Source organism: Achromobacter sp. 18P8.1.1, assembly GCF_057799415.1.
The window spans coordinates 1-15,566 of sequence record NZ_JBYOKH010000031.1; the positions used below are offsets into that span (position 1 = coordinate 1).

13 protein-coding genes are annotated in these 15,566 nt (G+C 65.5%); 4 read left to right on the top strand and 9 right to left on the bottom strand.

The features are described 5' to 3' along the window. The 3 genes from AC27VE_RS19335 to AC27VE_RS19345 all read left to right on the top strand — a co-directional run. Positions 1-649: glycosyltransferase family 9 protein (locus AC27VE_RS19335; protein WP_488704716.1), on the top strand; the 649-nt coding region annotated here is incomplete at its 5' end. Between the two features lie 16 nt (positions 650-665). Then, positions 666-1,430 carry a YdcF family protein gene (locus AC27VE_RS19340; RefSeq protein ID WP_488704717.1) on the top strand — a complete coding sequence of 255 codons (765 nt, stop codon included), beginning with the start codon at positions 666-668 and terminating at the stop codon, positions 1,428-1,430. After that, the gene (locus AC27VE_RS19345) at positions 1,427-1,711 is read left to right on the top strand and encodes a YkgJ family cysteine cluster protein (protein WP_454676424.1); all 285 of its coding nucleotides are present in this window, start codon (positions 1,427-1,429) and stop codon (positions 1,709-1,711) included. The genes AC27VE_RS19340 and AC27VE_RS19345 overlap by 4 nt, the downstream gene beginning before the upstream one ends. Positions 1,712-1,887: 176 nt before the next feature. Here AC27VE_RS19345 and AC27VE_RS19350 read toward each other — a convergent pair whose 3' ends face one another. From AC27VE_RS19350 to dnaE, 7 genes are read right to left on the bottom strand one after another with little or no spacing between them, the layout of a single operon-like run. Beyond that, on the bottom strand, positions 1,888-3,036 hold the full coding sequence (locus AC27VE_RS19350) for a glycosyltransferase family 4 protein (protein ID WP_427955149.1): 1,149 nt from the start codon (positions 3,034-3,036) through the stop codon (positions 1,888-1,890). After that, positions 3,011-3,736 carry a polysaccharide deacetylase family protein gene (locus tag AC27VE_RS19355; protein WP_488704718.1) on the bottom strand — a complete coding sequence of 242 codons (726 nt, stop codon included), beginning with the start codon at positions 3,734-3,736 and terminating at the stop codon, positions 3,011-3,013. The genes AC27VE_RS19350 and AC27VE_RS19355 overlap by 26 nt, the downstream gene beginning before the upstream one ends. Positions 3,737-3,744: 8 nt before the next feature. Then, positions 3,745-4,869, bottom strand: coding sequence for a glycosyltransferase (locus tag AC27VE_RS19360; protein ID WP_488704719.1), 1,125 nt, complete (start codon positions 4,867-4,869; stop codon positions 3,745-3,747). Continuing rightward, positions 4,866-5,618 (bottom strand): glycosyltransferase family 2 protein, encoded by a 753-nt coding sequence (locus AC27VE_RS19365; RefSeq protein WP_488704720.1) that lies wholly within the window; start codon positions 5,616-5,618, stop codon positions 4,866-4,868. The genes AC27VE_RS19360 and AC27VE_RS19365 overlap by 4 nt, the downstream gene beginning before the upstream one ends. Next, the gene (locus AC27VE_RS19370) at positions 5,615-6,463 is read right to left on the bottom strand and encodes a polysaccharide deacetylase family protein (protein ID WP_488704721.1); all 849 of its coding nucleotides are present in this window, start codon (positions 6,461-6,463) and stop codon (positions 5,615-5,617) included. Before AC27VE_RS19370 ends, AC27VE_RS19365 begins: the two co-directional genes overlap by 4 nt. Beyond that, positions 6,460-7,560, bottom strand: coding sequence for a glycosyltransferase family 4 protein (locus AC27VE_RS19375; protein WP_488704722.1), 1,101 nt, complete (start codon positions 7,558-7,560; stop codon positions 6,460-6,462). The genes AC27VE_RS19370 and AC27VE_RS19375 overlap by 4 nt, the downstream gene beginning before the upstream one ends. Beyond that, on the bottom strand, positions 7,560-11,051 hold the full coding sequence (gene dnaE, locus AC27VE_RS19380; RefSeq protein ID WP_006224881.1) for a DNA polymerase III subunit alpha: 3,492 nt from the start codon (positions 11,049-11,051) through the stop codon (positions 7,560-7,562). The genes AC27VE_RS19375 and dnaE overlap by 1 nt, the downstream gene beginning before the upstream one ends. Before the next feature lie 128 nt (positions 11,052-11,179). On the opposite strand from dnaE, the gene lpxO reads away from it, so the two are divergent. Next, positions 11,180-12,079, top strand: a complete 900-nt coding sequence (gene lpxO, locus AC27VE_RS19385) for a lipid A hydroxylase LpxO (RefSeq protein ID WP_488704723.1) — start codon at positions 11,180-11,182, stop codon at positions 12,077-12,079. Positions 12,080-12,129: 50 nt separating this feature from the next. Here the strand turns inward: lpxO and AC27VE_RS19390 are convergent, their stop codons facing one another. Next, a complete protein-coding gene (locus tag AC27VE_RS19390) occupies positions 12,130-13,425 on the bottom strand; it encodes an ABC transporter ATP-binding protein (RefSeq protein WP_488704724.1) in 1,296 nt (431 codons plus the stop codon). A gap of 8 nt (positions 13,426-13,433) precedes the next feature. Next, complete coding sequence (locus AC27VE_RS19395; RefSeq protein WP_315140556.1) at positions 13,434-15,167, bottom strand: ABC transporter permease; 1,734 nt, start codon at positions 15,165-15,167, stop codon at positions 13,434-13,436. Positions 15,168-15,566 lie beyond the last annotated feature (399 nt).

Below are 15,566 nucleotides of genomic sequence, written 5' to 3' on the forward strand. Positions count from 1 at the left end.
CCGGGACGACGGCCGCAGCCTCCTCTTGCGCTGGCCCATCGCCAAGCCCGACGAGTCGCTGCACGCCGTGCAGTCCTGGCATCACCTTACCCGCGAGGCCCTGACCCGCTGGGGGCTGCCGTCCGGCCCCGCCCAGCCGGGCCCCACCCTGGACCTGCCGCTGACGCCCGCCCATCAGGAAGCCGCCGACAAGGCGCTGCTGGCCGCCGGGCTCACCGCCCAGCGCTTTGTGCTGATCGCCCCGACGGCTACCGGCCTGCACAAGGGCAAGATCAAGGTCTGGCCCGGATTCGATACACTGACCCGCGCCTTGCAGGGATGCGGCCATACCGTGGTAATGTGCCCCCCTCCGGCCGAAACCGACGAAGCGCGGCGCAATGCCCCGACGGCGCAGTTGCTGCCCCCCTTGTCGCTGGGTGCCTTTGCCGCGTTGACGGCCCGGGCAGCGCTGGTGATTTGTAACGATTCCGGCGTCTCGCACGTCGCGGCGGCGGCGTCCGCCCGGGAACTCGCGCTGTTTGGCGTGACCCGCCCCGGACGCACCGGTCCGTGGTCGCCCCGGGCGGTATGCGTCGGATCGGAGCTGGCTTGGCCGTCCGTCGAAGAAGTTGAACAGCAGGCCATCACCCTGCTGGGCGGGACGAAGTAATCAGGATAGTTTTGACATGACCTTTTCCAGCTACCTCACGAATCTGATCATTCCTTACAACCTGTGCGTGACCCTTGTCGTCATCGGTCTGGTGCTGGGCCTGTTCCGGCTGCGCAAGACCGGCGGCGCCATCATCACCGCAGGTCTGCTGTGGGCCCTGGCTTGGTCGCTGCCCGCGACCTCGCTGTGGCTGGGCGGCGCGCTGGAAAGCCGCTACCCGCACCTGCCCCCGGCGGATTCGCCCACGGCGGACGCCATCGTGGTGCTGGGCGGCAATACGGCCAATGGCCGTGCCAACTGGTTCCTGCCCTATGACAAGGAGACCGCGGTGGTGCGCATCGACACCGCTGCCCAGCTGTATCTGGCCGGCCGCGCGCCCAAGGTGCTGCTGTCGGGCGGCGCGCTGGAAGGCGACGTCAGCGAGGCGCGCGGCATGGCGCATGCCATCCGCCAGCAAGGCGTGCCCGAAACCGCCCTGATCCTGGAAAACTCCAGCCGCACCACCTACGAAAACGCTGCCCTGACCGAGGATACGTTGAAGTCGCGCGGTATCGGCAAGGTATTGCTGGTGACCTCGGCGCTGCACATGCCGCGCGCGATGGCGGCCTTCTCCAAGCAAGGCGTGGAAGCCATTGCCGCCCCCGCACCGCCGCAGATCGTGGCGCCCACGGATGGTTCGCTATCGCTGTGGATACCCGACCAGCGCACCTTCGACGCCAGCCGCTCCATCATCAAGGAATACGCTGGCCTGTTCGTGTATTGGCTGCGCGGATGGGTATGAGCCTGACGGCAGCGCCTGCCCTGGACTGCCGGGCAGGCTGCGGCGCCTGTTGCATCGCCCCGTCGATCACCCGGCCGATTCCGGGGATGCCCGAGGGAAAGCCGGCGGGCGTGCCCTGTATCCAGCTGCTGCCGGACATGCGCTGCGCGATCTTCGGCCAGCCCTCCCGGCCGGATTTCTGCGGCGGATTGCAACCTCAGCAAGACATGTGCGGCCCCGACCGCGAACACGCGGTCCGATGGCTGGCGGACCTGGAACGGGCGACCGCGCCAGGGCATTAAGGTCTGCTGAGCGCGGGGGCCCTTTTTTCCGCAGGGCCGCCCCAAGGAAAAAAAGCCCCCTCGGGGGGCAGCGGAGCGTGGGGGCCCTTTTTCCGCAGGGCCGCCCCAAGGAAAAAAAGCCCCCTTGGGGGGCAGCAAGCTCACTCAGTGAGCGCGGCGTGGGGGCCCACCAACATTCAGCTGCGCGCTTCCAGCACCTTTTCGTACAGCTCCTCATATCTTGAGGCAACCGTTTCCCAGCTTTGATCGCGGGCGATTTCCAGGCCGCGTTCGGTCAATGCCGCGCGCAGCTCGGGTTCCGAACCCAACCGTTCCAGCGCTTGCGCCAACTGGGCGCCGTCACGCGGGTCTTGCAGGATCAGCGCGTCCTTGCCGGCGGAAAGGTACTGCGCAAAGCCGCAGTACGCCGGCGAACTGACGACCACCGGCAGGCCGTGCGACATGGCCTCCAGGGGCGCCATGCCGTAGCTGTCGTTCAGCGTGGGATGCGCGTAGATGTCCGCCGCACTGAAATACTGGGCCACCTCGGGCGTCGGATCGACCAGCGTGACGCGATGGGCGATGCCGCTGGCGGCGCGGACCCGGTCGCGGGTGGGTTCATCCGCCCCCACGACCAGCAGCTTGTAATGGGCCGGCAACTGCGCCAGCGCATCCAGCAAGGCAGGCAAGCCTTTCCGCAGGGGGTTGCGGGCAACCAGCAAGCAACCGACCGTGCCCGCGTCCCAGCCCAGGCGGGCGCGGGTGGCATCACGGCCGTTGGCCTCTTCGGCCGACGGCAATTTGACGCCAGGCGCGATGATGTCCACCGTCAACTGCTGGCCGTAACTGCGGTGAAGCTGATCCATGATCAGGCCGGACACGGCCACCACGCGCCGGGCGGGCGCACCGCGGACGCGCAGCTTTTCCAGCAGCAGGTAGGTGGCCAGCCGCGGGCTCAGCCAGGCCGTCACGCGCGCCAGCGGCCGGACGCGGGTGACGCGGTTGTAGCGCACTGGCGTCACGTGCATGACCTGGATCTCTCCGGCCCAGCCGTTCATGTGGGAATGCACGATGTCGAATTTCCCGCGCGTCAGCCGATCGGCCCGCCACGCGAAATACAGCACCCGCATCCAGCTGGGCAGCCAGCCGGGAAAGCGCACGGGCAGGAAACGGAACGGCAGGTCGCTGTCGAAATCGCGCGCCACGATGGAGACATCGTGGCGCTGGCCCAGGACGCGCATCAGCTCCACGCCATAGGCCTCCGCGCCTCCGAAGCGATTGCCGAAGCGGTCGACCAACAGCGCAATACGGAGCCGCCGCTCAGCGGCGCCGGCGGGTGTCTTCATACCGGGTCAGGCACTTCTGCAGGAAGCGGATGATGTTGGTGGAACGCGCCACCGTCACCCGGGGCAGTCCGAACGGATCGTCGGACGCCGCCGCCAGGCCGCGCTGGGTCAGCGTGGCATTGTCATAGCCGGCTTCGCGCACCATGGCGCGGTGCTCTGGCCCGTGATCGCCATAGGGATAACAGAAGGCCGTGACGGGCGCGCCCAGCGCCTGTTCCAGTTCGTCCTTGGATTCGACGATCTGGCGACGGGCTTCTTCGGGCGACATTTCGGGCAAATGCACATGGTCCAGCGTATGCGACCCGACCTCGTTGCCCGCCTGCGCCCATTCGCGCATTTCCTGCACGGTCATCAGGGCCGAAAAGGGAATGCCCTTTGCATGGTCCCAGACGTTGCTGCCGTCGAACTGGCGCGCGACAAAATAATTGGTGGCGGTGAAGCCGAGTTCGCTCAGCACCGGCATCGCGTTGCGATGCACATTGCGGTAGCCGTCGTCGAACGTGACGCCGAACACCTTGCCCTGGCGCTCGCCGCGCACATAGGGCATGACGTCGCGCATCGACAGGCCGCGGTAGCCAAGGCGGCGCATCCAGCGCATCTGGCGGGCGAAGCTGTCGGGATGTACGGTCAACCCGCGAAACGGCGTGCCCTTGGGGTTGGGCTCGCCGATCTGGTGGTACATGAGAATAGGGATAGACATAGGCCGGATTATAGAGCCCGGCGTCCATCCAGCGTACGCTGGTAGACATCTACTGTGGCGGCAGCGAAACGGTCCAGATTGAAGTCGCGCAGGCTGGTTTCACGGGCACGGGCGCCCATGGCGCGTACCGTGTCCGGATGGTCCAGCATGAACCGCAGCTTGGCCGTCATGGCAGGCACGTCGCGCACCGGCACGATCCAGCCGTCCACGCCGTCGGTTACGTTCTCAGGCAGCCCGCCTACGTCGGTCACCAGCGCGGGCAGGCCCAGGCCCATGATCTCGCGGCACGCGAAGGAAAGTGCTTCGCGGTAAGACAAGACGAAGCCGGCATGGCAGGACGCCAGCGCAGCGCGTACGTCATCAAGCAGCCCGGGAAAGCGGACCTGATCGATCATGCCCAGCTCTCGCACGCGGGCCAGTTTGGCCTCGGACGGCGGATCGCCCGCCACCATCAGCAGCACGCGCGCCTTGTCGGCGGGCGGCAAGGCAGCAACGGCGGCCACCAGGTCAAGCCAGCCCTTGTCGTAATCGGTACCGCCGGCGCTGCCCAGCAGCAGCTTGCCCTGCCAGGTCGGGCCGAAGATCAGCGCGCGCAGCTTGTCCAGGCTTTCCGGCGGAGGCGGGGCGAAGAAGTTCGTGTCGATGCCGTGCCGGATAGTGGTGATGGGGCGCTTGCTGTAGGGCGAACGCTGCATCAGGCCATGGATGTAGTCGCTGACGGCAATGCCGTGGTCGGTCGCCAGCGCGACCCGCAGCTTGTGGCCGAAGCTCGAGAGCGGATGGTCGTTGTGCTTGGTGAACACGATGCGCGGTCGGCGGGCCATGCCCAGCGTCGCCAGCATCACCTGCTTATGGTCGGCCGATCCGTTGACATGGATGATGTCGAAGCGCCCGGCCTTGATCAGGCGGCGCAGCTGCGAGCGGTCCTTGAACCACGACGACGGGCGCGTCGTGTATTGCATGTCGACTACGGTCACGCCGGGAATGGCGCGGGCGTAGCGGTGCAGCCGGCTGGTGGCGGGCGCCGCCACGGTGATCTCGTGATCACGGGCCAGCGCCTTCGCCAGGTTGATGATGTAGGTGACGTGCCCCCCGCCGTTGCCGGCGTGGAAGTTCGTGTAGAGAATCTTCACTTCTGCTTCTCGGCCAGGAACATCAGCTTGGAATAGCGGAAGAAACTGCCTGCCGCCGCCGTCACCGCCAGCACCAGACCGTGCCTGCCGTCCAGGAAGCCGCGGCGGATGAGATAGATGCGCACGAAGGTCCAGAAGCCGTGGCCCAAGGCGCCGAAGACCGAGGTGCGGCGCCCCTTGGCATACATCATCGCCGCCGCGTCCGATGAATAGCGGTTGACCTTGTTGATCAGCGCATCCAGGTTGTCGTACGGATAATGGTTGAAGTAGCCCTGCAGCTTGAGGGGCTGCCCATTGGCTGGCACCACGCGTTCGTGCACGGCGGCATCGGTGAAGCGTGCCGTGCCGCGCTTGAAGAGGCGCAGCACGTAATCGGGCCACCAGCCGCTGTGGCGGATGTCCTTGCCGCAGAAATTCGACAGCCGGGCGATCTCGTAGGCGTCGGCGCGCGGGTTCGCCAGCACGTCCTGGATTTCACGGGCCAACTCGGGCGTGACGCGCTCGTCGGCGTCGATGGACAGCACCCAGTCGCCCGTCGCCAAATCCAGCGCACGGTTTTTCTGAGGGCCGAAGCCCGGCCAGTCGGGCGTGATTTCAACGCGTGCGCCCAGCGCCTGCGCCAATTCGACGGTGCCGTCGGCGCTGCCCGAATCCACCACGATGAATTCGTCGGCGAAGGACACGGATTTTAGGCAGGCGGCGATGTTCGCCGCTTCGTTCTTGGTGATGATGATGACTGATAGCTTCATCCGCGATTCCTAAGACGCTTTTTCCAGGCTTTCCAGGCGTGGTAGCGCGGCCCCCAGAACGGGTCGCGCGACAGCCAGATGCGCCGGTTCAGCCAGGTTCCGCCCTGGTTGCGCACCGCGAAACGGTAGATGTGCTCGGGGTCCGCGCCGGGGGTGTTCTGTCCGAAAGGGTCGGTAGTGTACAAGTGCGCAAAGCCCGCCTGCCGGGCGGCGGCGACGTAATCCGCGTCGAAATAGCCTTGCGGCCAGCAGAGATGGTCGCTGACGGATCCGAGGCGACGCACGAGGGTATCGCGGGAATCGTGAAGTTCCTGGGCGATATGGTCGCGCTTGGCGTCCACGTCGGCACCGGAGACCTTGTCCCAGCGGGTGTGGGTGTGCGTATGGGAATGGAATTCGAACGTGCCCGCGGCCTGCATGGCTTCGATCTCGCTCCAGCGCAGCATGGCGTCATCGGCGCGGCCGGCCGCCACCAGTTGTTTGCAGGCGTCGTGGTCAGGCGTGGCGGGCAACGGGCCGCCCTGCCCCGCGTGCGGACGCACGGGGCCGTCGCCGATCCAGCCGGTAATGGTGAACAGCACGGCGCGCATACCGTGGCGCGCCAGCACGGGATGCGCATGCACCCAGTTGTTCAGGTAGCCGTCGTCGAAAGTGATCAGCACGGAACGCTCGGGCGCCGCGCCGCCCGCCAGGTAAGCGGCGAACTGGGCGGCGGAAAGCGATTGGTAGCCGGCCCGCGCCAGGCGCGAAACCTGGGCCTCGAACACGTCCGGCGTGGCTGCGATCATGCCGCCCGCAGGCGTGACATGGTGGTACATCAGCACGGGGACGTTGGGCGCATTCATCCCGCGCGCTCCGCCAGCCACTTCAAGTAGACGGCTTCGGTGGTTTCGGCCAGACGGGCCGGCGAAAACACGGCCTCTTCCCAGACCATCTTGCGGCCGGCGTCGCCCATGCGCCGGCGCAGGGCCGGGTCATCGATCAGGCGCTGCAAGGCGTCGGTCAGCGCTTGGGGATTCTTGGGCGGCACCAGGATGCCAGTATCGCCGTTACGGAACATCTCGGACACGCCGCCCACATCGGTGCCGATCACAGGCAGGCCGCTGGCCTGTGCTTCGACATAGACGGTGCCGGACGCTTCCTGCTGCGTGGCCAGGGCGAACACGTCGAATCCCGCCAGCAGGTTGGGCACGTCGCGCCGCATGCCCATCAGATGGATGCGGTCTTGCAGGCCCAGCGTGGCCACGTAATCCTGGGTCTGCTCGAAGACCGGCGAGCCGCCGCCGACGAACACCAGGTGCAGCTTGGGCCGGCTGGCCATCAGCGGCACGATCGCGTCGATCAGGTCTTTGTGGCCCTTGGTGGCGCGCATGACCGCCACGCAGCCGACGACGATATCGTCATCCGCCAGGCCGAGCTCATCGCGCAAGGTCGAACGTTCGACCGGCGGCGGCAGCACGATGGGCGAATAGACGGTGGCCACCTTATTGGCCGGCACGCCGCGCTCGATCAGGTATTTGCGCACATGATCACTGACCGTCGTGACCCTGTGCGGCAGACAGGTGTAGGACCACATCGATCCCACCTTGTTGGACAGGTGGCGGGTCCGCACGATCAACGGGGTACCCGCCAATCTGGCGGCCAGCGCTGCGATGACCGTATCGCGCCGGCTGTGGGTGTTGAGCACGTCGAAGCGCCCTTCCTTCAGGATGCCGCGCACGGCGGCCACGCCCTTCAGGTAATTCACCGGCCCGTCCATATCGACCTTATGAACGGTAAAGCCGGCATCCGTAAGACGTTCGACCAGCAGGGCCCTAGGCTGGCAGATGGCTTCGATATGGTGGCCACGCGCACGCATGGCCGTCATTTCCTTGAAGATCCGCCCTTCCTGACCGCCAAAGCTGGTGGCGGCTTCCGAATGCACGATACGCAGTTTTCGCATCAATAGGTGACCTCTACTCCGTCGGGCTTGGTCCAGGCATTCAGGTTCTCGAGCAACGTGTCCGCCATGCGGACCCGCCACTCTTCGCCCAGCCTGACCGTGCACAGGAAATTGTTCTTGGTGTAGACGATATCGACCGGCACGCCGGGGATGCCGTTTTCGGGTTCGGCCCGGAACGGGTTCAGCATCTGGCGCAGACGCGCCGCGTCGGCCGTCCCGTTGAGCTTGACCCGCAGGGACTTGGCGCGCGCTTCGCGGGCCAGCTGCAGGTCGTACAGCTGTTCGGCCACGATGCGCATGCCGCCGGAATAATCGTCGTTGCTGACCTTGCCCTGGACAATGACCAGTTGGTCTTCGCGCAGGCGGTTGCGGTGCTTTTCGTAGAGCTCGTTGAATACCGAGATTTCCACTTGCGCGGTGCCGTCGTCCAGCACGGCGAACACCATCTTGCCGCGGCGAGTCATCATGACGCGCACGCTGGCCAGCACGCCGCACATCCATTGCAGGTCGCGCTGCGGTTCGACTCGCGCCAGCTGCATCGGCACGATGCGGCGCACTTCGTCGCGCCACGCGTCGAACAGGTGACCGCTGTAGTAGTAGCCCAGCGCGGATTTTTCTTCCGTCAGCTTCTTGTGCAGGTCCCAGGGCGCGACCTTGGCCAGTTCGCCGGCGACCACGTCGCCGCTATCGTCGCCGAACAGCGAGGCCTGGTTGGCGCTGCGGGCCGCCTGCTCGGCGGCTTCCATGGCCGTGGGCACGGAAGCCAGCATCGCCGCGCGGTTCGGTTCGATGGTGTCGAACGCGCCCGCCTTGATCAGGGCTTCGATGGTGCGGCGGTTGACGGCCTGCTTGCCCACGCGGCGGCAGAAGTCGAACAGGTTCAGGAACGGGCCGCCTTCCTTGCGCGCGCGCAGGATGTCTTCGACGGCACCCTGGCCGGTGCCTTTGACCGCCCCCAGGCCGTAGCGCATGGTGCGGGGCGGTTTGCCCTTTTCGGTGTGCTTGTCGGCCACCGGCTCAAATCGGAAGCCCGAGAAATTGACGTCAGGCGGCAGCACCTCGACGCCGTTGTCCTGGGCGTCGCGGCAGAAGATCTGGACCTTGTCCGTGTCGTCCATATCGGACGACATGGTGGCGGCCAGGAATTCCGTCGGGTGATAGGCCTTGAGCCAGGCGGTCTGGTACGAGATCAGCGCGTAGGCGGCAGAGTGCGACTTGTTGAAGCCGTAGCCCGCGAACTTTTCCATCAGGTCGAAGAGTTTGACCGCCAGGTCGGGATCGTGGCCCTTTTCCTTGGCGCCTTGCTCGAACAGTTCGCGGTGCTTGGCCATTTCCTCGGGCTTTTTCTTGCCCATGGCGCGGCGCAGCAGGTCGGCGCCGCCCAGCGAGTAGCCCCCGATGATCTGCGAGATCAGCATCACCTGTTCCTGGTAGACGATGACCCCGTAGGTGCTCTTCAGGGTGCTTTCCAGGTCGTTGTGGAAGTAGTCCACTGCGGCGCGGCCGTGCTTGCGGTTGACGAAGTCATCCACCATGCCCGATTCCAGCGGCCCCGGACGATACAGGGCCAGCATGGCGATGATGTCTTCGAAGGTGTTCGGCCGCAGCTTTTTCAGCAGTTCCTTCATGCCGCGCGATTCCAGCTGGAACACGGCGGTGGTGTTGGCGTCGCACAGGATCTTGTAGGCGGCCGGATCGTCAAGCTCCAGCGCCATGACGTCGAAGTCGCGCTTGTCCTCGTTGAACTGGCGCACATAGCGCACGGCCCAGTCCAGGATGGTCAAGTTGCGCAAACCCAGGAAGTCGAACTTCACCAGGCCGGCGGCTTCGACGTCGTCCTTGTCGAATTGCGAGACCGCACTGTTTTCCTGCCCCGGCTGGCAATACAGCGGGCAGAAATCGGTGAGCTTGCCCGGCGCGATGAGCACACCGCCGGCGTGCATGCCGATGTTGCGGGTCAGGCCTTCCAGCGGCTTGGCCAGGTCGACCAGCGCGCGCACTTCTTCTTCCTGCTCGTAGCGGTCCTTGAAGGCGGGTTCGTCCTTGAGGGTGCGTTCGAGCGTCCAGGGATCCATCGGGTTGAACGGGATCAGCTTGGACAGGCCGTCGCAGAACATGTAGGGCATGTCCAGCACGCGGCCCGCGTCGCGGACCACGGCTTTCGCGCCCAGCGTACCGAAGGTGGCGATCTGGCTCACGGCGGCGCGGCCGTACTTTTCCTTGACGTAGTCGATGACCCGTTCGCGGTTGTCCTGGCAGAAGTCGATATCGAAGTCGGGCATGGAGACCCGCTCGGGATTCAGGAAGCGCTCGAACAGCAAGTCATAGCGGATCGGGTCCAGGTCGGTGATGCCCAGCGCGTAGGCCACGAGCGAACCTGCGCCCGACCCCCGCCCCGGCCCCACCGGCACGCCGTTGTTCTTGCCCCAGTTGATGAAGTCCTGCACGATCAGGAAGTAGCCCGGGAAGCCCATCTGGATGATGGTCTTGCATTCCCAGCGCAGGCGTTCGTAGTACTGCTCGCGCTTGGACTCGCGTTCGGCCTCGTTGGGGAACAGGAACGCCATGCGCTTTTCCAGGCCCTCTTCCGACAACTGGACCAGGTAGTCGTCCAGCGTCACGCCGTCGGGCGTGGGGAAGTTGGGCAAACGCGGCTTGCCCAGCACCAGGCTCAGGTTGCAGCGCTTGGCGATTTCGACCGTATTGGCCAGCGCCGAGGGCACGTCGGCGAAACGCCGCGCCATTTCCTCGGAGCTGAGCAGGTATTGTTCTTTGGTGAACCGGCGCACACGGCGCGGGTTCGCCAGGATTTCACCTTCGGCGATGCAGACGCGGGCCTCGTGGGCCTGGAATTCGTATTCGTCCAGGAATTGCACGGGGTGCGTGGCCACGACCGGCAGGCCGGCTTCGCCCGCCAGCCGCATGGCCGCCTGCGTGTAGGCTTCGTCGCCGTCCATGCCCGCGCGCTGCAATTCGATGTAATAACTGCCCGGGAACAGGTGCGCCCATTGCCGCGCCAGCGCCAACGCCGATACGGCGTTACCGGCGTCCAGCGCCTGGCCTACGTCGCCCATGCGTCCCCCTGATAGCGCGATCAGCCCTTCCTGGCCCTGGAGCCATTCGCGGCGGATTTCCGCCCGGCCCTTGCCCTGGTTCGTCAGGAAAGCCTTGGACAGCAATTCGCACAGGTTCAGGTAGCCCTGATGGTTGCGCACCAGCAACAACAGCCGGAACGGCTTGGCCGGATCGTCGTCGTTGGTCAGCCAGACATCGCAGCCGGCGATGGGTTTTACCCCCGCGCCTCGCGCGCCCTTATAGAATTTGATCAGGCCGAAAAGGTTCGACAGATCGGTCAGCGCCACAGCTGGCTGGCCCAGCTTGGCGACGCGCTTGATGAGGTCGGAGATGCGCACGATGCCGTCCACCACCGAGAACTCGGAGTGGACGCGGAGATGCACAAAGGGGGTCGGGGTTGTTACGGCTTCGGACATAGCGGGAATTGTACCTAGTGATCCCGGTCCAAGCCGATGCGCCTGAGATTCCGCAAACGGCGCGCTACGGACCTTGTGTAACAATACTAGGTAGACATGACCCAACTGTCGCAGGACATCGATTACGTATGAAATGGCTAATCCCCGGGATCTGGCTGGCCGCCATCCTGTTTGCCCACTTCCGAGGCCGAGTCAAACTGCCGCTGGGCCGGCAGATGCTGGACCACTCGGTGCTGCTGGCTCCGATCAACGCCTTCATGGTGCTGGCCTCCCGCGTGCCGTCCACGCCCTACCTGACGACGAGCGAAATCGCCGAACTCAAGGTGCTGGACGACCACTGGGAGACCATCCGCGAAGAAGCCGTGCAAATGGCCGAACTGCGCCGCATCAAGGCCGCCGACACCCATAACGACATCGGCTTCAATTCCTTCTTCAAATACGGCTGGAAGCGCTTCTACCTGAAGTGGTATGACGCCCGCCACCCGTCGGCCGAGGAACTGTGCCCCAAGACGGTCGCCATCCTGAAGACCCTGCCCAAGGTCAAGGCCGCGATGTTCGCCGAATTGCCGCCGGGCGGCCAGTTGAATCCGCACCGGGACCCGTTTGCAGGGTCGCTGCGCTATCACCTGGGCCTGGTGACACCCAACGACGACCGCTGCCACATCATCGTCGACGGCGAGTCCTATAGCTGGCGCGACGGCGAAAGCGTGGTGTTCGACGAAACCTATGTGCACGAAGCCTACAACCACACCGACCAGAACCGGATCATCCTGTTCTGCGACGTGGAGCGTCCCCTGAAATGGCGCTGGGCCGAGGCGTTCAACCGCTGGTTCGGCCGCGTGGTCATGTCGGCCGCGAGTTCACCCAACGACGGCGGCGACCAGACCGGCGCCATCAATAAGCTGACGCACGCGCACTGGGTCATCGACCAGAAGCGCAAGGCCTTCAAGGCCTGGAACCGGACCGTCTACAAGGCCACCAAGTTCGGCCTGATCGCCCTGGTCGTGATCGGCTTCATCGCCCTGTAATCCCGTGGGCAGCGCCCGGGCGGCTTGCGCCCCGGGCGTCCCTGCCCCGTTCAGGCCGCTTCGCGCACGGGCAGCGTCAACAGCCCCGTGTGGTAGTCGTAGCCGTAGATCTCGCCGTACCGGCCCCATTCCACCGCGATCTTGAGGACCCGTTCGGCCTCGTCGGGCTTCAGGAATTCCTCCAGCGAATCCAGGAAGTCCTTTTCAGACAAGGCGCCCGTGGGTTCTTGCTCGAGGCTGTGGCGGATGTGCGCGGCCAGCGGCACATGCGCCAGCAGCTGACGGCCGAAGATGGCTTGCTTCTGCCCTTGCTCGGCCTGCACGTAGCGCTGGCCGAGCGGCGTCAGGAAGATGTCGCCGCGGTCGATCTGGGCCAGGCCGAACAGCCCCAGCGCTTCGCAAGCGGGCAGCAGGTCGTCATCCGAGATCTCGGCCTCTTCGGCCAGCTTGGGCAAATCGGCACGACCGTTGAAGGGCGCTTCGGCCAGGACGTCCAGCACGCCTTCCATGCGCTCGACCTCGGTCTGCGGAAACCGGTAACCCAGCCCTTGCTGGCGCGGTGTGGGCACGCCGTGCGCAGGCCGCATGGTCATCAACGCGTAGACCTCGTCGATCAGCGCCCGCACCTGCGGTGAATCCGCGTCGCGTGGCCGCGGCAGACCGATCAGCACCTGGCTGCGGACGCGCCCCGGATCACTGTCGAACACGATGATGCGATCAGCCATCATCACCGCTTCCTCGATGTTGTGCGACACGATCAGGATTCCCTTGGTGGAGATGCGGCTTTCGTCCCAGAGTTCCAGCATGTCGTCGCGCAAGGTCTCGCCCGTCAGCACGTCCAGAGCCGAGAACGCCTCGTCCATCAGCAGCACGTCGGGGTTCATGACCAGTGCGCGCGCAATGCCTACCCGCTGGCGCATGCCGCCCGACAATTCACGCGGCAAGGCGCCGCCGAAACCGCCCAGGCCGATCAGGTCCAGCACGGCGTCGGCCCGCTTGGCGCGCTCGGCCGCCGGCACGCCCTGGGCCTCCAGGCCCAATTCGACGTTCTGCTGGGCGGTCAGCCACGGAAACAGGGCGAACGACTGGAACACCATCGCGATGCCCGACGCCGGGCCGTACACCGGCTGGCCGCGGTAGGTGACCGTGCCCTGGTCGGCGTTGACCAGGCCGGCCATGATGCGCAACAAGGTGGACTTGCCCGATCCGGACTTGCCCAGCAAGGCGACGATTTCGCCTTCTTTCAGCGTGAAATCCACGTGCTCCAGCACATGCCGCGCGGTGCCGTCAGCGGCGCGGAACGATTTGCCGACGTCGTGCAGTTCGATCAGGACGTTGGGGTTCATGTCTACTCCTAGCGGCCGCGGTCTTCGGCCAGCAGATACAGCTTGCGCCAGAAAAATCGGTTCAACAGCATCACGAACACGCACATCACGCCAATGCCCAGCGCGATGCGGTGGAAATCGCCCTGCTCGGTCATCTGCTTGATGTAGCTGCCCAGGCCGTCGGCGACCAGCGAGGTCTTGCCCCAGGACACGTACTCGGCCACGATGCTGGCGTTCCACGACCCGCCGCTGGCGGTGATGGCGCCGGTGATAAAGCTGGGGAAGACAGCGGGCAGATACACCCGGCGCCAGCGCAACCAGCCTTTGAGCCCCAGGTTGTCGGCTGCCAGCCGCAGTTCATTGGGGATGGTGGACGCGCCAGCCACGACGTTGAACAGGATGTACCACTGAGTGCCGAAGATGATCAGCGGGCTGAGCCAGATATTCGGGTTGAGCTGCCAGGCCACCATGGCGTAGACCACGGCGGGAAACAGCAGGTTCACCGGGAACGCGGCCAGGAACTGCGCGACGGCCTGCACGCGCTGCGAATATCGGGGACGCAACCCAATCCATACCGCGACCGGCACCCAGACGACCGATGCCAGCGCAATCAGCAGCATGACCCGGACCATCGTGATGCCACCCAGGCCCAGCACATGCAGCACCTCGCCCCAACCCACGTCCTGATGGACGAACACCACCAGCTTGTACGTCGCCAACAGGGCCGCGGCCGCCAGCAAGGCGTCCCAGACGCGGGTCCAGCGCGGATCGGGCACCTTCGCCCGCGCCCGGATGGAGGTGCCGTCATACGGCACGCTGAACCACCCCAGCGCACGGCGCATGCACGCCCAGAACGCATTCGACACCGCCTGCATCCAGCGGCTGCGCCGCGTCCAGTCCAGCAACCACGATTGCTGCGCGGCGTCGCCCTGCGATTCCTCGAACCGGAACTTGTCGGCCCAGGCCAGCAGCGGCCGGAAGAAGAGCTGGTCGTACAGCAGGATGCCCGCCATCATGGCGCCGATGGCCCAGGCGATGGCGCGGCCGTCCTCGGCCTGGATCGCGACGGCGATGTAGGAGCCGATGCCGGGCAGCTTGATGTCTTGCCCCGCCACCGAGATGGCCTCGGCGGCCACCAGGAAGAACCAGCCGCCCGACATGGACATCATCATGTTCCACAGCAGCCCGGGCGTGGCATAGGGCAGTTCCAGCCGCCAGAACCGCTGCCAGCCCGACAGCCGGAAGATCCGGGCGGCTTCGTTCAGTTCGGCCGGCACCGTGCGCATGGATTGATACAGGCTGAAGGCCATGTTCCAGGCCTGCGAGGTGAAGATCGCGAAGATCGCCGCGCATTCCACGCCCAGCAGGTTGCCGGGGAACAGCGCGATGAACGGAGCGATGGCGATGGCCTGGAAACCCAGGATCGGGACGGACTGCAAGATGTCCAGCATGGGGATCATCGCTTTTTCGGCCGTCCGGTACTTGGCGGCGATGGCGGCGAAGACGAAGCTGAACAGCAGGGAAAAGCCCAGCGCCGTGAACATCCGAAGGATGGTGCGCAAGAGGTAATACGGCAGATAGGCCGGATCCAAGGAGATCGGCAGTTCCTCGCCCAATGCGAACGGGCGGCTCATTTGAGAGGCGCCGTAAGCCATCAAGGCCAGGATCCCCAGCACCAGGGGCAATAGCGCCCAATCCCAGCGGTTAGGGGTGGAGCGGGAGCCCGTTTTCGGGCGGGTCCGGGGGCTGAATAACTCGAACATATCGGGGATGTTCCAGGGCGCAAGGGGAGAGGCCAGCGAATTGGAGCATAACGAGATGACGGCGGTCTGAATTAGGGTTTTTGTCGGTTTTTTTTGGGGGTTGGGGGTTTGGGGTGTTGCTTGGTGGGTTCTTGAGACGCCCGGTGTGGCGGGAGCCTGGGGGGCGCGGGGCAACGATTGCGGTCCGGAGCCTTCGCTCCGGACTGCCCCTGCGTCATCCTCGTTGTTGCCTGCGGCAACTGCCTTCGGATTCCCTTGGGCTTATCAACGCCCCGCGCCCCCCAGGCCCCCGCCACACCAGGCTCGGTCAGGTGCAATCTCACGTCAGTGGAGGAGGACCGGGTGCTTAGGGTTCTTGCCCCGGATGGAGAGGGTGAGGAATATCTTGCGGGGCCCGCC

Coding starts and splice junctions, on each gene's coding strand:
- AC27VE_RS19375 (WP_488704722.1), bottom strand. CDS start 7,560: ATGCGAAAACTGCGTATCGTGCATTCGGAAGCCGCCACCAGCTTTGGC.
- AC27VE_RS19350 (WP_427955149.1), bottom strand. CDS start 3,036: ATGAAGACACCCGCCGGCGCCGCTGAGCGGCGGCTCCGTATTGCGCTG.
- AC27VE_RS19365 (WP_488704720.1), bottom strand. CDS start 5,618: ATGAAGCTATCAGTCATCATCATCACCAAGAACGAAGCGGCGAACATC.
- lpxO (WP_488704723.1), top strand. CDS start 11,180: ATGAAATGGCTAATCCCCGGGATCTGGCTGGCCGCCATCCTGTTTGCC.
- AC27VE_RS19355 (WP_488704718.1), bottom strand. CDS start 3,736: ATGTCTATCCCTATTCTCATGTACCACCAGATCGGCGAGCCCAACCCC.
- AC27VE_RS19370 (WP_488704721.1), bottom strand. CDS start 6,463: ATGAATGCGCCCAACGTCCCCGTGCTGATGTACCACCATGTCACGCCT.
- AC27VE_RS19345 (WP_454676424.1), top strand. CDS start 1,427: ATGAGCCTGACGGCAGCGCCTGCCCTGGACTGCCGGGCAGGCTGCGGC.
- AC27VE_RS19395 (WP_315140556.1), bottom strand. CDS start 15,167: ATGTTCGAGTTATTCAGCCCCCGGACCCGCCCGAAAACGGGCTCCCGC.
- AC27VE_RS19390 (WP_488704724.1), bottom strand. CDS start 13,425: ATGAACCCCAACGTCCTGATCGAACTGCACGACGTCGGCAAATCGTTC.
- dnaE (WP_006224881.1), bottom strand. CDS start 11,051: ATGTCCGAAGCCGTAACAACCCCGACCCCCTTTGTGCATCTCCGCGTC.
- AC27VE_RS19340 (WP_488704717.1), top strand. CDS start 666: ATGACCTTTTCCAGCTACCTCACGAATCTGATCATTCCTTACAACCTG.